23 protein-coding genes are annotated in these 22,052 nt (G+C 51.9%); 3 read left to right on the forward strand and 20 right to left on the reverse strand.

The genetic code is table 11. The features are described from left to right. Positions 1 to 26: 26 nt before the first annotated feature. The 7 genes from trpB to E1162_RS05820 form a co-directional block, all read right to left on the reverse strand. On the reverse strand, positions 27 to 1,238 hold the full coding sequence (gene trpB, locus E1162_RS05790; protein WP_155128167.1) for a tryptophan synthase subunit beta: 1,212 nt from the start codon (positions 1,236 to 1,238) through the stop codon (positions 27 to 29). A gap of 214 nt (positions 1,239 to 1,452) precedes the next feature. Beyond that, positions 1,453 to 3,036: an ABC transporter substrate-binding protein gene (locus tag E1162_RS05795; RefSeq protein ID WP_155128169.1), complete on the reverse strand. Its 1,584-nt coding sequence runs from the start codon at positions 3,034 to 3,036 to the stop codon at positions 1,453 to 1,455. 371 nt (positions 3,037 to 3,407) lie between these two features. Next, entirely contained in the window at positions 3,408 to 4,232 is an 825-nt protein-coding gene (locus E1162_RS05800; protein ID WP_155128172.1) for a dipeptide ABC transporter ATP-binding protein, read from the reverse strand. Next, on the reverse strand, positions 4,232 to 5,074 hold the full coding sequence (locus tag E1162_RS05805) for an ABC transporter ATP-binding protein (RefSeq protein ID WP_155128175.1): 843 nt from the start codon (positions 5,072 to 5,074) through the stop codon (positions 4,232 to 4,234). Before E1162_RS05805 ends, E1162_RS05800 begins: the two co-directional genes overlap by 1 nt. 5 nt (positions 5,075 to 5,079) lie before the next feature. Beyond that, positions 5,080 to 5,979, reverse strand: a complete 900-nt coding sequence (locus tag E1162_RS05810) for an ABC transporter permease subunit (RefSeq protein WP_155128178.1) — start codon at positions 5,977 to 5,979, stop codon at positions 5,080 to 5,082. Positions 5,980 to 5,982: 3 nt separating this feature from the next. Next, complete coding sequence (locus E1162_RS05815; protein ID WP_155128181.1) at positions 5,983 to 6,993, reverse strand: ABC transporter permease subunit; 1,011 nt, start codon at positions 6,991 to 6,993, stop codon at positions 5,983 to 5,985. Between the two features lie 122 nt (positions 6,994 to 7,115). Then, a complete protein-coding gene (locus E1162_RS05820; RefSeq protein WP_257098691.1) occupies positions 7,116 to 8,705 on the reverse strand; it encodes an ABC transporter substrate-binding protein in 1,590 nt (529 codons plus the stop codon). 771 nt (positions 8,706 to 9,476) lie between these two features. On the opposite strand from E1162_RS05820, the gene E1162_RS05825 reads away from it, so the two are divergent. From E1162_RS05825 to E1162_RS05835, 3 genes are all read left to right on the forward strand, one after another. After that, positions 9,477 to 9,689 (forward strand): SlyX family protein, encoded by a 213-nt coding sequence (locus tag E1162_RS05825; protein ID WP_155128184.1) that lies wholly within the window; start codon positions 9,477 to 9,479, stop codon positions 9,687 to 9,689. A gap of 59 nt (positions 9,690 to 9,748) precedes the next feature. Beyond that, positions 9,749 to 10,804 carry a M14 family metallopeptidase gene (locus E1162_RS05830; RefSeq protein ID WP_155128186.1) on the forward strand — a complete coding sequence of 352 codons (1,056 nt, stop codon included), beginning with the start codon at positions 9,749 to 9,751 and terminating at the stop codon, positions 10,802 to 10,804. A 181-nt stretch (positions 10,805 to 10,985) separates the two neighbouring features. Continuing rightward, complete coding sequence (locus E1162_RS05835) at positions 10,986 to 11,675, forward strand: GntR family transcriptional regulator (protein WP_155128189.1); 690 nt, start codon at positions 10,986 to 10,988, stop codon at positions 11,673 to 11,675. Positions 11,676 to 11,837: 162 nt separating this feature from the next. On the opposite strand, the gene E1162_RS05840 is transcribed toward E1162_RS05835, so the two are convergent. From E1162_RS05840 to E1162_RS05900, 13 genes are all read right to left on the reverse strand, one after another. Continuing rightward, positions 11,838 to 12,311, reverse strand: a complete 474-nt coding sequence (locus tag E1162_RS05840; protein WP_155128192.1) for a hypothetical protein — start codon at positions 12,309 to 12,311, stop codon at positions 11,838 to 11,840. A 9-nt stretch (positions 12,312 to 12,320) separates the two neighbouring features. Then, positions 12,321 to 12,755 carry a hypothetical protein gene (locus E1162_RS05845; protein WP_155128195.1) on the reverse strand — a complete coding sequence of 145 codons (435 nt, stop codon included), beginning with the start codon at positions 12,753 to 12,755 and terminating at the stop codon, positions 12,321 to 12,323. Then, positions 12,755 to 13,252: a rod-binding protein gene (locus E1162_RS05850; RefSeq protein ID WP_155128198.1), complete on the reverse strand. Its 498-nt coding sequence runs from the start codon at positions 13,250 to 13,252 to the stop codon at positions 12,755 to 12,757. The genes E1162_RS05845 and E1162_RS05850 overlap by 1 nt, the downstream gene beginning before the upstream one ends. A gap of 50 nt (positions 13,253 to 13,302) precedes the next feature. Continuing rightward, on the reverse strand, positions 13,303 to 13,716 hold the full coding sequence (locus E1162_RS05855) for a hypothetical protein (RefSeq protein WP_155128201.1): 414 nt from the start codon (positions 13,714 to 13,716) through the stop codon (positions 13,303 to 13,305). A 4-nt stretch (positions 13,717 to 13,720) separates the two neighbouring features. Then, the gene (locus E1162_RS05860; protein ID WP_371311822.1) at positions 13,721 to 14,476 is read right to left on the reverse strand and encodes a flagellar biosynthetic protein FliR; all 756 of its coding nucleotides are present in this window, start codon (positions 14,474 to 14,476) and stop codon (positions 13,721 to 13,723) included. Further along, positions 14,473 to 16,530, reverse strand: coding sequence for a flagellar biosynthesis protein FlhA (gene flhA / locus E1162_RS05865; RefSeq protein WP_155128203.1), 2,058 nt, complete (start codon positions 16,528 to 16,530; stop codon positions 14,473 to 14,475). Before flhA ends, E1162_RS05860 begins: the two co-directional genes overlap by 4 nt. A gap of 173 nt (positions 16,531 to 16,703) precedes the next feature. After that, on the reverse strand, positions 16,704 to 16,970 hold the full coding sequence (gene fliQ, locus E1162_RS05870) for a flagellar biosynthesis protein FliQ (protein ID WP_155128206.1): 267 nt from the start codon (positions 16,968 to 16,970) through the stop codon (positions 16,704 to 16,706). Positions 16,971 to 16,981: 11 nt separating this feature from the next. Then, entirely contained in the window at positions 16,982 to 17,488 is a 507-nt protein-coding gene (locus tag E1162_RS05875; protein WP_155128209.1) for a flagellar hook capping FlgD N-terminal domain-containing protein, read from the reverse strand. 19 nt (positions 17,489 to 17,507) lie between these two features. Further along, entirely contained in the window at positions 17,508 to 17,942 is a 435-nt protein-coding gene (flbT, locus tag E1162_RS05880) for a flagellar biosynthesis repressor FlbT (protein WP_155128212.1), read from the reverse strand. A 14-nt stretch (positions 17,943 to 17,956) separates the two neighbouring features. Beyond that, a complete protein-coding gene (gene flaF / locus E1162_RS05885) occupies positions 17,957 to 18,304 on the reverse strand; it encodes a flagellar biosynthesis regulator FlaF (protein WP_155128215.1) in 348 nt (115 codons plus the stop codon). Between the two features lie 53 nt (positions 18,305 to 18,357). Then, positions 18,358 to 19,392 carry a flagellar hook-associated family protein gene (locus tag E1162_RS05890; RefSeq protein ID WP_155128218.1) on the reverse strand — a complete coding sequence of 345 codons (1,035 nt, stop codon included), beginning with the start codon at positions 19,390 to 19,392 and terminating at the stop codon, positions 18,358 to 18,360. A gap of 2 nt (positions 19,393 to 19,394) precedes the next feature. Continuing rightward, positions 19,395 to 20,810, reverse strand: coding sequence for a flagellar hook-associated protein FlgK (gene flgK, locus E1162_RS05895; RefSeq protein WP_155128221.1), 1,416 nt, complete (start codon positions 20,808 to 20,810; stop codon positions 19,395 to 19,397). 12 nt (positions 20,811 to 20,822) lie between these two features. Next, positions 20,823 to 22,004 carry a flagellar hook protein FlgE gene (locus E1162_RS05900; RefSeq protein WP_155128224.1) on the reverse strand — a complete coding sequence of 394 codons (1,182 nt, stop codon included), beginning with the start codon at positions 22,002 to 22,004 and terminating at the stop codon, positions 20,823 to 20,825. Positions 22,005 to 22,052 lie beyond the last annotated feature (48 nt).

The raw sequence follows: 22,052 nt of genomic DNA on the forward strand, positions 1-22,052 counted from the left end.
TCCAAATATTCGTAGCTGTTGAGCTATTAGATGCTCAGGTCTTCACCGAAACCGAAGTTTTCGGTTACGTAGTCCAGATCCTTATCACCACGACCAGACAGGTTAACCAGAATGGTTTGACCGTTACGGCCCTTTGCCAGCTTCATTGCATAGGCAACAGCGTGGGAGCTTTCCAGCGCTGGAATGATACCCTCATAACGGGACAGCGCGTAAAATGCTTCAAGCGTTTCCTTGTCGTCCGCAGTACCATAGGTCGCGCGGCCAAGGTCATGAAGGTAGGAGTGCTCAGGACCAACGCCTGGATAGTCCAGACCGGATGCGATGGAGTGAACCGGATCAGGGTTACCCTCTTCGTCAGCCAGAACAATACAGTTGAAGCCATGGATCTGACCCGGCTTACCGTATGTGATCGTCGCAGCGTGGTTGCCTTTGCCCGGACCTTTGCCCAGAGGCTCCACACCATGCAACTGAACTTCAGGATCTTCGATAAAGCCAGAGAACAGGCCAATCGCGTTTGAACCGCCGCCAACGCAAGCAACGGCGTGGTCTGGAAGCTCGCCGGTCATTTCGATGAACTGCTCGCGTGCTTCTTCACCGATGATCTGTTGGAAAGCGCGAACCATTTTAGGGAATGGGTGCGGACCAAGAGCGGAACCGATTGCGTAGATAGCCTCTTCGCCCTGATCCATGTAGGACATGAACGCAGAATCGACAGCTTCTTTCAGCGTACGCGCACCAAAGCTTACCGGCACAACAGTCGCGCCCAGAAGCTTCATACGCATGACGTTTGGATGTTCTTTCGCGATATCCACTTCGCCCATATGGATTTCACATTCCATACCGAAGTAAGCAGCAGCGGTTGCAAGAGCTACACCATGCTGACCTGCGCCGGTTTCTGCGATGAGCTTCTTTTTTCCCATGTGCTTAGCCAGAAGCGCCTCACCCATGCAGTGGTTAAGCTTGTGTGCGCCGGAGTGGTTGAGGTCTTCACGCTTCAGGTAAATGTTTGCACCGCCGATAGCGCGGGACAGGTTGCGAGCGTGAGACACTGGGGTCGGGCGACCCTGAAAGTGTTTGCGGATGTAACGCAGCTCGTTGATATAGCTGGCATCGCTGGCAATACGATCATACGCTTCTGCGATCGCCTTGAAGTGTGGTTCCAGCTGCGGCGGAATGAATGCGCCGCCGTATTCACCAAAGAAGCCGTTCGCGTCAGGATGTTGTTTCAGGTAACCCATGGCACCCTCCCCATAATCTTTAAAAGAGTTCGATTGTTTGCCCGGGAACCCGATAAGTTCCGGTCTTTTTCGGGCGCTATCTTTGGGGAAGCTGAAGAAAAATCCTTTGACCTATTTCAAATGGCAGCACGCCATACCCTGTGTTTTTCTCATGAAATGAAAAAGATCCGGCAGTTGTTACTGCCGGACCTCGCATTGTCACAAAATCAGAGTGTTACTTGACGCTGACACCATAGAAGATGTGGCCGCCAAATGGGTCGATCTTGTAGTTTTCTACCTTCACAGACACAGGCTCGGAAACCACGGAGTGAGCAATTGTCGCCCATGGCGCTTCACGTTTGAATACTTCCTGCGCCTTTTCATAGAGCGCGGTGCGTTCCTCAACATCAGAGGTCGCCTTGGCCTTTACAACAAGGTCCTGAAACTCCTCGTTACACCACTGAGCACGGTTGGACCCGCCAACACCTTCACAGCCAAGCAGAACGGCAAGGAAGTTGTCTGGATCGCCGTTATCGCCTGTCCACCCCAGAAGAACTGCGCCATCACGGTCAAGTTCCTTGGAGCGCTTCAGGTACTCGCCCCACTCGTAGGACACGATCTCTACATCCACGCCAATCTTGGCAAAGTCAGATTGCAAGACCTCTGCCATGCGGCGAGCATTCGGGTTGTAAGGACGCTGCACAGGCATTGCCCAAATCTTCATCTTGAGATCCTCGACACCCTGTTCAGCAAGCGCTGCCTTGGCTGCCTCAGGATCATATGGATCATCAACAATGGCTTCGTTGTAGGACCACATTGTCGGCGGGATCGGGTTCTTTGCGATCTTACCGGCATCTTGGAAGACTGCGTCGATAATTGCCTGCTTGTTGATGGCAGAGTTCAGCGCCTTGCGGACCTTAGGATTGTCAAACGGAGCTGTCTGGGTGTTGTAGGCCAGATAACCAACGTTCAGACCTTCCTGCTGCATAAGGTTGATATTTGGATCTTCCTTCATTGCAGCAATGTCAGCCGGATTTGGATACGGCATAACATGGCACTCGCCTGCTTTCATCTTCTGATAGCGAACGGAGGCATCTGGTGTAATTGCAAAGATCAGGTTGTCGATGTCAGCTTTACCTGCCCAGTAATCAGGGTGAGCCTTGTAGCGGATGACCGAGTCTTTTTGGTAGCCAACGAGCTGGAACGGACCTGTACCAACCGGATTCTGGTCAAACTGGGCTTTATTATCCATCATCTGGTCCGCATACTCTGCGGAATGGATGGAAGCAAAGTCCATAGCAAGGTTGGCGATCATTGGAGATTCAGGACGGCTAAGAACGAACTTGACCGTATTGTCATCAACCTTGACGATTTCCTCGATCAGATCCGGCATACCCATCGCGTTGAAGTATTCGTAGCTGCCTTCAGAGACAGAGTGATACGGATGGTCTTTGTCCTTCTGGCGGTTGAAGGAGAAGATCACATCGTCCGCGTTGAAGTCACGGGTTGGAGTGAAGTCTTTTGTGCTGTGGAACTTTACGCCTTCACGCAGCTTGAATGTGTATTCCAAGCCATCGTCGGAGACGGTCCAGCTTTCAGCAAGGCCCGGCACGATATTGGTGGAGCCGCGCTCAAACTCGACCAGCTTGTTGAAGATCTGGCGCGAGGACGCATCGAATGTTGTGCCAGCGGTGTATAGAGCGGGTGTGAAGCCTTCCGGAGAACCTTCAGAACAATAGACCAAGGTGCTTGCATTTGCAGCGGCGGTAAGGCCCATAGAAACTGCAAATACGCTTCCTAGAAGTATCGACTTATTCATGAGATAGCCCCCATCTCTGTTGGTATTGCTTGCGCCTGCCCCGCTTGATGCACTTTTTATTCGTGCGGCCTATCTCATTCCTCCCGAGACGTGCGGTTGGCAGACGTGATTATTCGGCAAATGATCGCTCAGTATCCCTGCCTCTGCTCAAGGCTTGTGAGGGACCGAGCTGCTCATTTCCCGTGGCAGATGTTGATACAACAAAACCACAATCGCAATACTACTAGGTTTCGGGAAATATTTCTCCTAGGAACCTCGTTATATCCAGCTAATATTTTTCACTTATAAGAATATCGCAGGAAATCCATTTCAAAACCAAAAAGCCGATCTCGATGAGACCGGCTTTCAAATACTTTGCATTTCAATGAATGCTAGGCAACGCCAAGACGTGCCTTGATGTGAGCGATATCCGCCTTAGGCGTCGCGTTGAACAGCGTGCGGGTATACTCGTGCTGAGGATCGCCGAATACTGTCTCGATGTCCCCGTACTCAACCACTTCGCCGAAGTACATAACCATCACTTTGTCTGCGATGTAGCGCACAACAGACAAGTCATGGGAAATGAACAAGTAGGTAAGGTTGAACTCGTCCTGAAGGTCTGCGAGCAGGTTCAAAATCTGCGCCTGAACGGAAAGGTCCAGCGCCGAAACCGGCTCATCAAGGATCAACAAAGACGGGTTCAGCATCAATGCGCGAGCAATTGCGACGCGCTGGCGCTGACCACCAGAAAACATATGCGGATAGCGGTTGAAGTGCTCTGGGCCCAAACCAACCTTGATCAGCATATCCATAGCCTGTTCGCGGCGCTCTGCCGGAGACAGGTTGGTATTGATCATCAAAGGTTCGGTGAGCACGTCGCCAATTTTCTGGCGCGGGTTCAAAGAGCCGTAAGGGTTCTGGAAAACGATCTGCACCTTGGCGCGCATTTCTTTAGAAAGGCGTTCCTGGGAGATATCGATCTTCTTACCCTCGATGAACAGATCACCAGAGGTCGCCGGATCGATCAGGGTCAAAATACGCGCAAGAGTGGACTTACCGCAGCCACTTTCGCCCACCACGGCAAGGGTCTTACCGCGTTCCAGATCGAAGCTCACGCCTTTAAGAGCACGAGTTACGACCGTTTTGCCCATCATGCCTTCTTTGGTGTGGTATTCACGCACAAGGTCACGGGCTTCGAGAATAACATTGTTGGACATTAGTGAGCCCCTCCCTGTCCATCATGGAAGTCAGAGACAGTTGGCAGGCGGTTACCGGTCGCGTTTTCAGGCAAAGCAGAAAGCAGCGCACGGGTATATGGATTTTTCGGGCTCTCGAAGAGTTCGAGAACACCGGCTTCTTCCATCTTCTTACCTTTGTACTGCACGATAACGCGGTCTGCGGTTTCAGCAACCACACCCATATCGTGAGTGATCATGATAAGGCCCATGCCGGTTTTCTGCTGAAGGTCCATAAGCAGATCAAGGATCTGTTTCTGAATGGTCACGTCCAGCGCGGTTGTCGGTTCATCGGCAATGAGAAGTTTAGGGCTACAAGCGATAGCCATAGCAATCATCACACGCTGGCACTGACCACCAGACATCTGGTGAGGGAACTTCTTGATCGCCTTTTCCGGCTCAGGCATACCCACCTGCTGCATAAGCTCGACCATACGGTCTTTACGCTCTTTGCGGTTCAAGCTGGTGTGTTGAACCAATGCTTCATCCAGCTGATAGCCGACGGTGAAGCATGGGTTAAGGCTGGCAATCGGCTCCTGAAAGATCATGGAGATGTCTTTACCGATAACCTTGCGGCGCTCTTTGTCGCTCATGGTCATCAGATCACGGCCTTCAAATACGAGCTTGTCAGCCCATACGTGACCGTTCTGCGCAAGAAGACCCATAACAGCGAGCATAGCTACGGACTTACCGGAACCACTTTCACCAACCACGGCCAGAACTTCGCCAGCGTTTACGGAGTAGCTCACATTGTCGAGGGCACGGAAACGGCCTTCTACGGTGTCGAACTCTACCGTTAGATTTTCAATTTCAAGCAATGCCATTTCTATCAGCCCTTCTTCAACTTCGGATCAAGGGCATCGCGCAGGCCATCACCGATCAGGTTGATCGCAAGCACGGTGGTCAGAATTGCAATACCCGGGAACGTCACAATCCATGGAGCGCGCAGAATGAACTCGCGGGATTCTGCAAGCATGGTTCCCCATTCCGGTGTCGGAGGCTGGGCACCCATGCCGAGGAAGCCGAGAGCTGCCGCGTCAAGAATAGCAGTCGAGAAAGACAGAGCTGCCTGAACGATAAGCGGTGCCATACAGTTTGGCAGAACAGTTACGAACATCAGACGCAAAGTGCCAACGCCGGACACTTTCGCCGCCATCACGTATTCCTTGCTCATTTCGCTCATTACCGCAGCGCGGGTCAGGCGAACATAGTAAGGCTGCTGAACGATCGCGATCGCGATCATCGCGTTGATGAGAGACGGACCAAGGATCGCAACAAGTACGAGTGCCAAAAGCAAGGACGGGAAGGAAAGGATCACGTCCATAACGCGCATGATGCAGGTATCAACCCAGCCGCGGAAAGTACCGGCAACGAGACCGAGACAAATACCAACGACCAGCGCTACAGACACCACCACAACGCCAATAAACAGCGAGAACTGGCTACCATAGATCAAGCGAGACAGCAGGTCGCGGCCAACCGCGTCTGTGCCCAGAATGTGGGTCCAAGTACCGCCTTCAGACCACACAGGTGGCAGAAGGAGCGCATCACGGTACTGCATGGTTGCGCTGTGCGGCGCAATTACAGGCGCAAGAACCGCAATCAATACAAGAGCGACAAAGAACCAAAGTCCGAATACAGCACCACGATTGGTTTTAAAGTGGCGCCAGAAGCCCATCAGCAATTCGAAGCGGGTATCCGGGCCGGTATCATGAGTTACATCAGCCATTGTTTACTCCGTATGCCGAATTTTTGGATTGATCAGACCGTAAGCAAGGTCAACGATCAGATTCACAATCATGATGATTGCTGCAATCATGAGCAGACCGCCCTGCACCACCGGATAGTCACGGCGGAAGATACTATCGACCATCCACTTGCCGATACCCGGCCATGAGAAGATGCTTTCGGTCAAAATTGCACCAGCGAACAGAACGCCGATCTGAAGACCGATGATGGTGATCACCGGGATCAAAGCGTTACGCAGTGCGTGAATGCCAACAACGCGGAAACGGGAAAGACCTTTTGCACGCGCTGTACGCACGTAGTCTTCATCCAGAACTTCCAGCATTGCCGAACGGGTCTGACGGGCGATAACCGCTAGCGGAATAGTGCCCAAAACAACGGTAGGCAGAATGAGGTGGCTGACGGCCGAGGTAAAGGCGCCTTCCTGACCGGATAAGATACTGTCGATCAGCATGAAGCCGGTGACAGGTTCAATCCAGAACATCAGGGAGATACGGCCAGATACCGGCGTCCACTGCAAAATGCCTGAGAAGAAGATGATCAACAACAGACCCCACCAGAAGATTGGCATGGAGTAGCCAACCAGTGCGGTTGTCATAACGGTATGGTCGAGAGTTTTACCGCGCTTAACAGCAGCAAGGATGCCCGCTGGCAAACCAAGCACCACGGCGAAGATAATCGCACACAGTGACAGCTCGATTGTTGCCGGGAACAGGGTGAAGAACTCTTTGACCACCGGTTGCTTAGTTACAATCGAGGTCCCTAGATCGCCGTGAAGGATGTTCCAGATGTAATCCAGATACTGGACCCACACGGGCTTATCATAGCCGAATTGAACCAAAAGCTCCTGATAGCGCTCGGGACTTACACCGCGTTCGCCTGCAAGAAGTAGAATTGGGTCACCCGGAAGTAAGCGGATGAAGAAGAAGGATGTGAGGGTAACGCCGATAAATGTCGGAATTAGAAGCCCCAATTTTCTCAATATGAGACGAAGCATACTTCAGTCACACTTTTTTCTCGATATGAATAGTACGCACTCTACGTTCAAATACACAACCGTGAGTACAAATTGTATCCCGGCGAATACGCGCCGGGATACATAATGTCTAGCAGATTTTTTTACTTAATATCTACACCGTAGAAATAATGTCCGCCAAACGGGTCGATTTTGTAATTTTCAACCTTAACGCTTACTGGCTCGTTTACGAGAGAGTGCGCGATGGTTGCCCAAGGAGCCTGCTCTTTGAAGAGAACCTGAGCCTGCTCGTAAAGCTTGGTGCGCTCTGCAACGTCGGATGTCATCTTCGCTTTGAGGATGATTTCATCAAACTCGGCATTACACCAGTTGGAGCGGTTTGAACCACCAACGCCATCACATGTGAGCAACACACCGAGGAAGTTGTCTGGGTCACCGTTATCGCCGGTCCAACCGAGAAGAACAGCACCGTCACGCTTCACGTCGGAAGAACGCTTCAGGTATTCGCCCCACTCGTAGGAAACGATTTCAACTTCTACGCCAACCTTTGCAAAGTCTGCCTGAACGATTTCAGCCATACGACGTGCGTTCGGGTTGTACGGACGCTGTACAGGCATTGCCCAGACCTTCATCTTAAGGTCGGTTACGCCTTCAGCTGCAAGAGCGGCTTTCGCTGCTTCTGGGTCGTACACATCGTCAACAACAGCCTTGTTGTAAGACCACATTGTTGGCGGGATCGGGTTCTTTGCAAGCTTACCAGCGCTCTGGAAGACTGCATCGACGATCGCCTGCTTATTGATCGCAGCGTTCAGAGCCTTGCGAACTTTCGGATTGTCGAACGGAGGCATCTGGGTGTTGTATGCCAGATAACCGATGTTCAGACCTTCCTGCTGCATAACAGTGATGTTTGGATCACTCTTCATTGCAGCAACGTCAGCTGGGTTTGGATAAGGCATAATGTGACATTCGCCAGCTGCCAGCTTCTGGTAGCGAACGGATGCATCAGGAGTGATTGCGAATACGAGGGTGTCGATCGCAGCTTTGCCTGCCCAGTAGTCAGGGTGCGCAGAGTAGCGAATGATCGCGTCTTTCTGGTAGCCAACAAACTGGAACGGACCGGTGCCTACTGGCTTCTGGTCGAACTGGTTTTTGTTGTCCAACAGAGAGTCTGCGTATTCAGCGGAATGAATGGAAGCAAAGTCCATCGCCAGGTTAGCGATCATAGGCGCTTCTGGACGGGAAAGAACGAACTTCACAGTGTAGTCGTCAACCTTTTCCATCTTTTCGATGAGAGAAGGCATCTGCATGGAGTTGAAGTACTCGTAAGTACCGCCAGAAACCATGTGGTATGGGTTTTCCGGATTACCCTGACGATCGAAGGTGAAGATTACGTCGTCTGCGTTAAAGTCGCGGGTAGGCTTGAAGAAGGAAGTAGAATGGAACTTCACACCTTTACGGAGGAAGAAGGTGTATTCTTTACCGTCCTCGGAAATCTCCCAGCGTTCTGCAAGACCAGGCACGATTTCAGTGCTGCCGCGCTTGAATTCAACCAGACGGTTGTAAACATTGCGGGAGCTGGCATCAAATGTTGTACCGGATGTGTGGAGAGACGGGGTAAAGCTTTCAGGAGAACCTTCGGAGCAATAAACCAAGGTTTTTGCGAAGGTCGGGCTGGAAAAAAGGGCCAGAGCAGCAATCGCCGCGCCTGCCATGAGGGTCTTGTTCAAGCTCATTTAAAACCTCATTAACGCACGTGACTGATTGGCGAGTTCCCAATTACATCTGGTTCAACCAATCGATATTATTCGCTTTTCATAACAACCTGCTCGGTGGCAGGACTGATCTTGAAAAACCAGAGGCAAGAGACATCCCTGTGCCGCTGACATATTTTCAACCTGCTTTGGCCATCCCCCCTCGTCGCGGAGACACGCAAACGCGCACCCTGCCCGAAACCGAATTTTTCAACGACCTCACAAGCACCACAGGAAAGCAATTCTATTCATCCTGTGCAGCGCTCAGCTTTAGAAAGTTTGCCAGAAGCGCCGCTCAGCAATAGAAAATTTCAAAAGGCCTTGAGCAATTCGTATATACCCTTATCGGCCAAATGCGCAGGCGCACGGAAAGATCAAATTCTATTAAAGTGGCCACCCGAAAAACAGGTAAACCGTGCTGCCATAAATCTGAAATTCCAAACTATTCCTTGATTTACAGCGGCTTAATCATTTTCTTGTGCGACAGCAGCGAAAACCCCTAGGCTTTCACAATTTAGCCAATTTTGAGCCTGTTTTTTCTGGGAGCAAGCTGTGAATTGCGTCATATATAAGTGCGAAATTTGGAAAATTTGGCTTGCGGGTGCTTTTCAGAGCACAAAAAACGCTTCCATTCGGAACAAAAAAAGCGCCAATAGGGCTGCGCAGGAGTCGGTCTAACAAGTGTCTGGGTCTACCAAACCGGATCTGCTAGATTGACCCGCTAAAGATCACAAAACCAAGAACCAGGAAACAATGCAGGACACGCTCGAACAACGGATTATCGATCTGGAAATTCATGTAGCTCATCAGGCCGAAACGGTCGAGGCGCTCAACGATGTTGTCTCTCGTCAGTCCAAGACGATCGATAAGCTTGTAATGGCCATGAAACAGATGCGTGACCAGATGCTGGATCTGCAAGACCTTGTAGATCAGGCACCGGACAATCAAAAGCCGCCGCACTATTAAGAGCATCCCCTTCCCGTATCTCCCCTTTATAGAGGCGGAGCAGAACTTGCGGACCGAACATGCAAAAGCACATTGAAGTTATTAGCGGCGATACGATTGGTGTTGCCTACTCCTTTCCCTACTACAAGTTTGAAGGCAGCGACGCAGGCGCCCCTTCTGCCTATTTGCAAGGCGCAATGCATGCGGACGAACTTCCTGGTCCTGCAGTTCTGCACTTTCTAATGGAGCACCTGCGTGCGCTTGATGCTGAAGGGAAGGTTCTTGGCAATATTACAGTAGTGCCACACTGCAACCCAGTTGGCGCTGCCCAGTTTATTGCCGGAAAACTTGAAGGCCGCTTCCACTCCGGTACGCGCGATAACTTCAACCGCTCTCATCCACACTTGGACCGTCCAGATCCAAGCCTACTGCTGGAAGATGACAGCGCTATGTCTGTAGACCGGAAGCTGAAGTGGCGCCTTGCCAAGCTTTCGCTCGGCCATGACATCATTCTTGACCTTCACTGTGATGATGAAAGCCTGAACTACGTTTACATTGCTGAAGAGCTATGGCCGCAGACACAGGATCTGGCTGCGCTGTTGAAGGCAGACGCTGTGCTGCTATGGAAAGGCGATGCCGATCAGCCATTCGAGTCTGCTGCTCTTTCTCCTTATCTGTCAGAGGGACAAGAGGCCAAGCTGCAAGAGCGCGTTGTCGTTTCCACTTTAGAGCTTCGCGGCGCTAGGGATGTAAGAGAAGAGATGGCGCGGGAAGATGCGCAGAACCTTTTGAACTTCCTCATCGCACGGGGTGTCGTTGCTGGCGAGAAACCTGCCCCTAAGGCATTTGAAGGCCCTGCCGTTCCGCTACCAAACATCGAAATGATGAATGCGCCAGCATCGGGTATTATACTGTATGCCGTTTCTCCCGGTGACGTTGTAAAGGAGGGTGATCTTTTAGCGACTCTAATCACCGAACCGGGGAATAGTGACAGCGCAATTGAGGTACGAGCACCGCAAGCCGGCCTCATCTTGACGCGGCGTTCTCATCGCTTTACGCGCTCTGGTGATGCACTTCTTAAGCTTTTGGGAAGTCAACGCAGTAAGAATGCATTGGAAGGCATTCTGGAGAGCTGAAAGTTACCTTAGGGTGCGTTTGAGGGTTGCGAAGCGACCAAGCCGCATCCTATTCTTACGTTGCACGGGTTATGCACAGTGTGCGCCCTGTATCAACGTGTCACAATTGTATTTGGCATAAAGCCTAGCCAAATTAACTCTTTGAATTGACTAGGCTAGTCAGAAGACGAAAGAAATACGAATGGCGAGTGAGCAAATTCTGGCAGACCCTGCTAGAGAAAGTCTGGCCGATAAGGCATACCGCCTGATTGAGGAGCTGATTGTTAATCTGGACCTTTCTCCGGGCATGGCCCTGACTGAAGGCGACCTTTGCGAGCGCACCGGCATCGGCCGTACGCCTGTTCGCGAAGGTATCAAGCGCCTTTCTACTGAAGGTCTGATTGTCATTCGCCCTCGCAAAGGCTTGTTCGTTTCCGAAGTAGAGCCAGAGGAATATGTGCTGGTGCTGGAAACCCGCCGTCCTCTTGAGCAGCTATTGGTCGCATCTGCTGTTGAACGTGCAACAGACGAAGAGCGCGCTCAGCTTCTTACTTGCGCTGAAGAGATGCTACACTTTGCTCGCGAAGGCGATGTAAAGGGCTACCTGCGTGCAGATAAAGTATTCGACGAAGTGCTTTGTGCAGTATCGCGCAACCCGTACACCGCTCGCGCTGTCGCACCACTGCAGACCATGAGCCGTCGTGCGTGGAGCGCTTTCCGCGGTAACGAACGTTTGGAAGACTCCGCAATTCTTCACCGTGACCTTGCTCAGGCTGTTGCAGATTCAGATTCTGCCCGCGCTGACATCGCCGTTAAAGAGCTGATGGACCACCTGACAACATACGCAGTACTTCAGGCAGAGCGTCATAGAAACGCGCAGCAAGGCTACTGATAGCTTTCAATAGCGTTACAAATAGTTTTGAAGGGCAGGAAGTCAGCTTCCTGCCCTTTTTTATTGCCTCTTTTCCTGCCCGACGGCCCAAGGCTCAGAGCAACAAAAAAGCCGCAGAGCAAGAGCAATGCGGCTTCGATTGTAGATGTTTTATGAGAGGTCCTACCCAGCAGTTTGGGCGGCCACGCCCTCCATCATGCCAGGGACGTGGAACGCGAAGTCTTGAACAAGAACATGCTGCACGATCTCAACGCCAAAACGCTTGTTTACGTTGGTTCTGACCGCTTCCGTCATCTCACCCAGATCATGTTTGCTTAGCTCAGCAAAGCGCTTGTCTGCCCGCTCATAAATATAGCGGAATGCCTCGTCCACCACGAATGCATGGGGAGGCACAGCCAGCTTCTTAAGCGTCTCACCGTCAACCGTGAAAACGAACTGAGCGATCACATAGCCATGGATCTTGCCGTCTTCCAGAACAGGCACATTGATCGTTGGCGTTTTCTGGTAATCCAGCCCTTCCAGATGCGCCTCTTTACGCACCATTGGGTCGTTCTGGGTTTTGTAGTTTACAGTGACGTATCCGGTTCCAAGTGTAACCGCGCCGATCCAAAGACCTGTCAGTAGGACCTTAAGCATCTAAAATTCCTAGTAGTGGCCCGCTGTGGCATCATAGGTGCCATCAGATTCAATTTCTCGGATACGGGAAGAAATACTTTCAGAAACATTTCGCACGGCAGTAAGGTGCGTATCGAGCAACCGCATGTTGAACTGCAAGCGATCTTTCAGGGTTTGTAGCCGCTCAACAGTCTCGCTTGGCAGGTTCTCAGGGCGAATAATCTCACTGACCTTCTCCAGTTCCAGCATCGCGGAATATTTCCGGTAGGCTGTGTCATCAAGATCGGATTTACCTTGGTTGGTGAGACCTGCGATTTCTTCTTCAACCAGCGCTTCCACGCGGCTCAGGATACTGTTTATTGCCACAACATCTTCGTTGGATACAAACTTGATTGGAGCGCTCTCTTCAGCGACTACCAATTCCTGCTGGATTTCAAAAACTTCTGGAACCTGAGTATTGGCCATTATGCTTCTTTCTTGGCTGACTGGTTGAGAAGTTCATCGGTAACGAGCATATCTGCAAGGCCGATACCACCGCTGTCAGCAATCTTGTTTGCCAGCTGCTCTGCCAACATTGATTTGTAGGTGTTGCCTGCTGTACCGCCGCCGTAGATGGAGGCCATGTCTTTCGGCATCATGGACTCTACAAGGGTATGGAGAATGGCAGCTTCCAATTCCTGACCAAGGTCACGGCCTGCTGGTGCAGTAGCGCTCAAATTCTTCATAGCTGTAACTGTTTCGCTAGCAGAGCCGGTAAAGGCGACGCCAGAACGTGATACGGATGAAACCCGCTCCAGAGCACTATCCATAGCAGCGGAAAACCCGCCCGGATCAGAAAGTGTCGGTAAATCAGCAGCCACTTTAGTTGGCCTAGAGAGCGCACTCGTCGCTTCTGCCCTTGCAAGAGGGTCTGCGCCTTTTAGAACATCAAGAATGATGTCGCCTACAGGTTGAACGGCCATATTCACTTACCTTGGGTGAGACTTTGCAGTACAGCTGGGCAAAAGAATACCTAGCGAGACTTATCCGGACCTGACCTTTTTTGAGAGACAACACCCTCCAGAACCTCGAAAAGCCGCTCTGTTTCCTGCTTTCTTCCGTAAGCCACCCCAACGCGTTTTTGCTCTTTCTCGGTCATCTTGCTTTCGCGCTGCCGGTTCATCAGCTCTTCCATCAGCTCGCCTTTTCGCTTTTCCAAGCGGGCTTGCTCACGGGCGTTGCGGCGGATTTTCTGGTCCACCGTCCGATTCATAATTTCGCCTAGCGCGCCATCATGCAGGCCCCACTGACTGCTCAAGTCAGTCGAGCTCTGTTTGAGCTCTTCAATGGACGTATCCACCACGCTCAAATCAAACTTTACTGCTGTTTCGCGTTGCTGCTGCATTTTCATAATGCGCGTCAGGCGCTCTAGTCGCTTCTTTTCCATATTCTCAAACCAAAGAGAGCCAGTTGCCAAGCCCTTCAAAGAAGAGAGACACCATTTCGGTGATCGTCATCCAAAGAAGGAAAAGGCCGCCGCAAACGATTGCAGGAAGACCCACAAAGTAGACCGGCATTTGCGGCATTAGACGGTTGGTGAGACCGAGAGAAAGGTTGATGATGATACCGTAGACCATGAACGGTGCAGTAATGCGCAGGCAAAGGTACATCGCTGCTGATAGCTTGCCGACATATTGTTCAAACGCCGCTTGTGCTGCAAAGCCCTCGCCTACGGGCGCAACCGTGTAGGTTTCTGCCACAGCTACGAAAACGTCTGCATGCGCCCCGCTAATAAAAAGCATAGCCGTTGCTGTAAGCGTGACGAGAGACGCCATAGGTGGCAACTGCTCGTACTCTTCCACGGTCATGGACGGCATGTTGAAGCTGGACGCATTCGCCATAGCGCCTGCCATCATCTGCAGTGCGCCAAAGAATGCTCTACCGAAAAACCCGATCAGCCCACCAATGAGGACTTCCGTTGCCACCGTTAGGAGAATGGTGGAATGAGAAGCCGTTGAAATGACCGGATAAACAAACGGCATCAACATAGGAGACATGGCGAGCGAGACAGCCAATGCCAGAAAGATCCTGATGTTCAACGTCAAGCGGGGCGATGAAAACCCCGGCATTGTCATGAGACAGCCGCCGACCCTGCAAAAAACGATGAACATAGAAAGCAGGTAATCCGGCAGGATGGCTGTTGTCACGAAACAGTCCCCAGAGCTTCTATCTCTACGCCTCTGGCAATCTCAAGGTGAGATAGCACAGGAAGCGATGGGAACATACGTTCTGTAATCATGCGCACATACTGGCGCGCTTCCGGCGATACCACGATGGCAAACCGGTGACCGGCGGCAATCTTCTTCTTAATCGCGGCAGCACTTTCTCGCGCAAACTCTTCAACTTGCTTTGGCTCCATATCGAACTCGATAGGATCACCGTTATTGTCACGTCGTAGCGCTTGGTGGAATGCCAAATCCCAGCGGTTACCCAAACGCAGCACCTTCAGCATACCGTCCTGAGCAATGTCACCGCAGATCTGTGTCGCCATGCGTACGCGCACATGGTCGGCAATCTGTTCAGGTCGGCGTGCATGGGGCGCGATCTCAGCAATCGCTTCCATAATCATTGCAAGGTTACGGACCGAGATACGCTCTGCCAGAAGAAGCTTGAGGACCGCCTGAAGGCCGGAATACGAAATATGGGCTGGACAGATATCGTCAATCAGACGCTTGTAAGCAGGATCGAGACGATCCAGCAGTGCACGAACGTCCTTATAGGATAACAACTGGGAAAGGTTGTTGCGGATGACTTCGCTTAGGTGGGTAAGCACTACAGAGAGGTTATCGACCGTGGTGTAGCCTTGGCGCTTGGCCTCAAACTCAAATGCTGGCGCAATCCATTTGGCTTTCATGCCAAAGGCAGGTTCTTTGGTTTCCTTGCCCGGTAATTGCGGCAGGGCTCTATCACCGCCGATCACCAGCACCTCACCAACATGCATTGCCTGAGAGGCTACGATTGTACCGTGAATGCGGAACTCGTAGGTCTTTGGCGTAAGGTCAATGTTGTCGCTGATCTTGATTTCAGGAACCACGAAGCCGTACTGCTCGGCAAACTTCTTGCGCATCTTGTTGATGCGGCTGGCAATCTCCGGCTTGTTCGCAAGTAGTCTTGCTGTCAGCTGTTTGCCAAGGCGAACTTCGATCTCTGGAAGATCGAGGCTTTCTTTGACAGATTCCTTCTTTTGCGCCTGTGTTTGCTCCGCCTGCTTTTTCTGCTCGGCTTCTTCAAGCTTGCGCTGTTCTTCGGCCTGTCGAGGAATGACGATGGCCGCAGCTAGCAGGATGCCGGAAAGGAGCATGAACGGGAAGAACGGCAGGCCCGGCAACACACCCATGATTGCCATGAGCACGCCGGAGATGAGCAGCGCTTTTGGATAGCCGCTTAGCTGGCCCATCACCGCTTGTTCGGCAGAACCGCGCGTACCACCCTTGGAAACAAGAAGACCAGCAGCAAGGGATACAATCAGCGCAGGGATCTGCGAGACAAGGCCGTCACCAACGGACAGCTTGGTGAATACGTCAGCAGCTTCGCCCAGCTCCATGCCATAGCGGGTAACACCGATGATGATGCCACCCAAAATGTTGACCGCGGTAATAATAAGGCCTGCAACGGCATCACCGCGCACGAACTTGGACGCACCGTCCATCGCACCGAAGAAAGAGCTTTCTTCTTCCAGTTCGCGGCGGCGGCGCTGCGCTTCCCGATCATCGATCATACCTGCGGAAAGATCGGCATCGATTGCCATCTGCTTGCCGGGGATCGCGTCCAAGGTAAAGCGTGCGCCCACTTCCGCGATACGCGTGGCACCCTTGGTGATAACGAGGAAGTTCACAATGACCAAGATCGCAAACACGATAAGACCGATGACAAAGTCACCGCTCATCACAAACTGCGAGAAGCCGTAGATCACATAACCAGCGGCCAGCTCTCCTTCATGGCCATTGGCAAGAATTGCGCGCGTTGTGGCGATATTGAGCGCCAGTCGCAACATGGTTGCGATAAGAAGAATTGTTGGAAAGGAAGAGAACTCAAGCGGCCGTTGAATCCACAATGAAACCATGAGGATCACGACGGAAAAGGCCACAGAAATCGCCAAGCCAAAGTCGATCATAAATGTCGGCATTGGCAGGAAGAGCACCGACAAAATAAATATGATGCCTATGGCAAAGCCAATATCGCGTTTTCCGGATCCCGTCATCAGGTAGCATTCCGCCTAGAATTACAAATTCAGTCTCAAATGGAAGAGGTAACGCGAGACGCACCTCTCCCGTTCTTTCACTTGGATAGGAAAATGAGGGAATAAACTTGTGTGAGGATGGAGGCGCGAGGGGAAGTCAGTGTCCCTTGAAAAGATCAGGGCAGTTATCTGCCCTAAAATCCGTTTTCGATGCGCCCGTATAATACTTCCGTGAAGGAGAATATCTGCCCGCCGATAAACGGGCCGCTGATCGCGATCATGGCTAGAATGACCACGATTTTAGGAATGAACGTCAGCGTCATTTCCTGAATTTGCGTGAGGGCCTGAAACAACGCGATGACAAGGCCGACAAGCATAGCAGTACCGACAGCTGGACCGGTTGCAACAATCACGGTCCAGACTGCATTTCTTACGATATCGAGGGCATCAGCCTCATTCATTCAGGTCAAGCTCAAGCGTTGAAGGAGAAGAATTGTTTCTCTGGCTGCTCACCGCCCTCACCCGGCTTGTCCGGCTCGCCAACCTCAGGGTCGGTCACATCGCCAGTGCCCGGCTTGGAGATTGTCACGCCCGGCTCAAGCAGAACAACGGTGCCGTCTTCAAGCTTTGCAACAGAACCATCAGTATAGACCTGCACGCTTTCGATGATGCCTTTGGTGCCATCAGCAAGGGTCAGTTCCATACCAATCAGGTTCGCCGCCTGATTAACAGCTGCCTGCTGGAACATGTGCACGAGGTTCTGGTTGGTAACGGTGGTCTGTTCAACGATAGAGAACTGCGCCATCTGGCCCATCCACTCAGCGGTGCTCATTGGCTCTGTCGGGTCCTGATGCTTCAAGGATTCCATGAAGAGCATGAGGAACGCGTCATAATCAAGCGTTTCGCTGCCAGTGCTGGTTGTTGGCTGCTGCTGGCTATTTTGAACCGTAGGCTGAACTCCGGATACTGCGTCGACCATTTTTTAGTCCTTTTGGAGATTATGCTGCTGCGGTCGCGGCAAGAGGGCGAATAAATACTTGGCTGGCATCATCCAGCCCTTCCATGATTTCCTGCTCTACAGGGAAGAGCTTGCGCAGAACTTTCAGCGCATCGAAGTAGCGCTTGTTTTCGACATGTCTTTCAACATCATCAAGACCGCTATGGACATCAAGGTTGCTAAAAGCGTGACGAACACCGGAAAGCAGATGCTTGTAGTGATCCATACTGATACCTTCCGCAGTCGGTTCGATCAGTACGTTCTGGATCACAAAGTAAAGCTGTTTCAAAGGCGTGGTCGTTTCTTCCACCTGAAGAACGTGGCTGCCCAGAAGGAATACAGCGTCGTTAAGAAGATTGATCGACGTCTTCTGGTTTACGGAGATCACCGCACCGTTGACGAAGATTTTCTCCCCTGCCCGCAAAAAGATCCGCATGGTTCGTTCGCCTCCTAGTTCAGTCCGTCACGAATGTGTTCGTTGATCTCGATAAGGGAGTCGAAATCTTCACTTTCGCCGCTACGGATTTTGTCGGCGTGGCCCACGCACCAAATACCGATAGAAATCAGTTCCGCGCGCAGTTTTTCTGGCAGTGCGTTATCCGCGCTTCCCAGATCCTCGATAAGGAAACCCCACAAGCGGCGAATGATCGTAAGTGCCTTGACAGCCTCGTCAGAATTCACGCCCGCTTCTTTTGCGGCGCGCAGCTGGAGGATCGCCAGAGTAAAGACCTCTTTTTCCTGAGCGCGGCGATCCTGAGAAGAATCTGCCAGTGTTTCTGCATAGGACATTTGGTACATTTTAGCTTCCTACAGTTTATCTAGCTGTCGTGATTTGCTGGACCATCAAGCGCTTAGAGATGGTTCAACAACGAAAGCGAGCGCATGCGGTTGGTAATGGCGAAGAGGTTCTCCAGCTGCGTTTCAACTGCAGTCAACTCCACGCCAACCTGGTTCATATCGACGTTTTCAAGGTCGTTGATGAAAGTGTTCAGCAGCGTTTTTTCAGCCTTCAGGTACTCATCAGAATTTTCCAGAGTGCTTCTTGCAGAACCAACTTGCGCCTGCGCTGCGGTCATTGCAGTGCCGCCACTTTCCAGCGTCAAAATCGCATCATCGATCAATGCGGCCTGAGCGCCTTCGCTGAGTGTTTCATCGCTGCCGAATACGCCAAGCATCACGTAGGCTGCTGCTACATCTTTGAAAGCCTGATCGTTTGCGCTGACCGTGCTGTCGATAGTCGTACCATCGCCGACGGTAGCTTTCATCACGTCGTCAGTTGCGTTGGAAATCTGACCTTCCCACATGGCATCAAAGTTGGTTTTGAAGTCATTTTGCAGGAACTTTTCCATGTCGGCCTGCGTCATGGATCCGCGGTCAGCAATACCTTCCGTTGCCATGAAGTCGTCAAGCCAGCCGTCAACAGTCGCGCTCATGGCATCGGTAAATTCGTTGGCTGTTCCGTTGGAAACATTCTGTCCGCCAAACACGAATACGCCGCCAACGTTGGTGTTTAGCTGGCCAAGCAGAGCATCCAGATTAGCCATAGCAAGCGGACCGGCTGTAGAAAGCGTGCCACCACTGTCACGCAGACCAACCAGCTCGGCTTTAAAGCTCTCAGCTGTCTCGCGGGAGGTTTCCATCGCCGTGTAGGCAGCTTCCAACCGCATATCGGTCTGGGAGTTGGAAAGCAGAAGCTTTTCAATAGACTCGTAATCGTTACGAAGGGAGATGGTAGTGCCGTGGTTTGCACCCAGTTCCAGCCCCATGTCGTAGTGCTTGCCTTCAAGCACCTCCTTGGAGAGCTTATGAAACTCGTTCGTTTTCTTCTGGATGTTGCTGATCATGCTGTTGGTCATGGTCAGCGTGGAAACGTTATAGAGCGCCATAGTTATCGTGCCACCGTGAGGAGTTCTTCGAACATGTTATCGATGATGGTCATTAGCTGGGCAGATGCCGAGTACGCGCTTTCGATTGCGAGCATGCGCGACAGCTCGGTATCCAAGTGAACGCCGGTGCTGTTTGACATTGTAGTCGTAGCACTGGTGTAGGCAGAAGCATCCAGCACGGCCAATTCAGTTGCGCGTTGACGCTCGGCCGAATACCAGCTGGCCGAGTTGACAGCGAAGTCTTTGAGGCTGGACTGGGTGGTTACACCTGCCGATGCATCAAAGGTGCGCGGTGCATTGATCTCTGTGATGAAGAGATTCAGCCGATCAGAGAAACCTGCCAGATCGCCAGTGTTGTAGTCGTAGTTGATACCGTCACGGATTTTGTTGATGTCACCGCCGAGTGAAGGGTCAACAGCCGCGTTGATGGAAAGGGAAGCAGCGTCCGTTCCGGTGAACAGGCCATCCATATCCGCGCCAACGCCTGCAGGATCAACTTCCTTGAACGCCGCAACAAGTGCTTTAGCCATTTCATCAAGCTGGCTTTGCATTGTCACGCCGGTCTCGTCACGCATCTTGGCGTAACCGGCAATAGCGCCGCCGGAGACTGGTTTCTTCGCGTTTGGACCCGCTACAGAAATACCGTCAACGAAAATGGCGTTACCAGTCGTGCCTGACGGGAACGTCGCAGTGGAGTCAAACGTTACTTCGCGAGCGGTTTTTTCAAAAAGTGTAACGCCGCTGTCGGTGTAAATTGCAACATCGTTGTTATCGCGATGCATTACCTCAATGCCGATTTCCTCCGAGAGGACGCGAAGCATCTCGTCTCGTTCATCGAGCAAGTGGTTTACATTTTCACCGAGGGCGGTTTTTCTGACGATGTCGGTGTTGAGTTTTTCAAAGTCCGACAGGATCGTGTTGATGTTGTCCACGGCTGCCGCCATGGATTCATCAGCACGTTTGCGGGCTTCGGCAACAGACTGTGCGTCGTTGTTGATTTTGGTGACAAGCGCCTTGGAAGAATCCACAACGGTTTGGCCCAAAGCCAAGCTGGACGGGTCGTTTGCCCATGCCTGCAGATCGCTCTCAAGCTTTGAAATCGATGTCGCCACCTCACCCATGAGCGGCGTGGAATTGGGCCCACATACGGTATCGAGCAGCGTGGCATAAGAGCCTGTCGCTGTTGCAACCGAACCGGTATTGAGCACCGCAGTGGACGCCGCCTGATTAACAGCACGCGATACGTTGGAAACATAAACAACCGAACCGGATGAGTTTACCAGATTGGAAACAACAGCGGTCTGACGGCTATAGGCAGGATTATTCGCGCCGTTTACGTTCTGTGTTGTAATCGCAATTTCAGCAGCCCTCGCCTGAACGGAGGACTGCGCTGTCAGCATGGCCGAAGTAAGAGACATCGATAGCTAGCCTTAACGGAGGTTCACGAGTTCCTGAAGCAACTCGGAGCTGGTGCTGAATACTCGTGAGTTCGCACTGTAGGTACGCTGCGCCTGGATCATTTCAGTAAGTTCTGATGCAAGGTCAACGTTGGAACCTTCAAGTGCACCGCTCAGCATAGAACCCATACCGCCGGTAGACGGGAAGCCCCAGTTGATGGTGCCAGAGCTGTTGGTGACCGCATAAAGGGAGCTACCAACGTGCTGAAGGTTGTCAGGGCTTGCAACATCGGCCAAAGGCAGCTTGTAAAGCGCTTCTTCCTCGCCGTTGCCGTAAACAGCGTAAAGAATACCGCTTTCATCGATGCGGATAGCATCGATGCTGGAAGGCTCGTTACCGTTTGCTTCCACTTTAAGAGCGGAAAACTCGGAAGCCAGTTCGGTGGTACCTTCAATGCTGAAAGTAGTGACCTGACCGTTTGGAATGGTGACGTTCAAGCTTGCTGGATCTGGAGCAACGAGGGTGCCGTTTGCTGGATCGAATTCCAGTGTTCCGCCGCCGGTCAAGGTGTTACCACCACCGTCGGTAAATTCGACTTCCCATTCGTTTGCAGCAGTCTTGGTGTAAGTCGCAGTGACTTCTACCTTGTTGCCCACGTTATCGTAGGTAACGATAGAAGTCGTTTCCACCGCGCCAACAGCAGCGTTGGAATCCAAGTTAACCTGCAGAAGACCTTCAGTTGTTGCGGAAGCTTTCATTTCCACACCGTCAACGTTGACGGTCTGGAGACCTGCAACACTGTCTACGTCTTCAGGATCGCGGCCATTGAGAGGCACTCCCTGCAAGCCGTAGCCCATGGAGTTTACAACGTCGCCCTTGGCGTCAATCACAAACGAACCTGCGCGTGTCAGGTAGGTTGCGCCGTTCTGGTCCGCAACAGCGAAGAAACCGGAGCCATTGATAGCAAGGTCAGTGCCGCTTGTTGTGAACTGGTAAGGACCAGCCGTTGTTACAGACTGTTTCGTTATGGATTTGATAGAACCGGAGTTGTAGTTACCACCGGAACCACCAATAACCATGCTCTGGAACTCAGTCGAAACCTTCTTGTAGCCGATGGTGCTGACGTTCGCGATGTTGTCGGCAACAGTGCCAAGCTTATTTGACTGCGCGTTCATGCCAGACACGCTGGTATTCATAATACCGTAGAGGCCCATGAGGTTCTCCTTTGTCGCAGAAATGGAATTTCGTTAGGTACAGTAAAA

The organism is Pseudovibrio flavus (assembly GCF_009711345.1).
Classification (GTDB): domain Bacteria; phylum Pseudomonadota; class Alphaproteobacteria; order Rhizobiales; family Stappiaceae; genus Pseudovibrio; species Pseudovibrio flavus.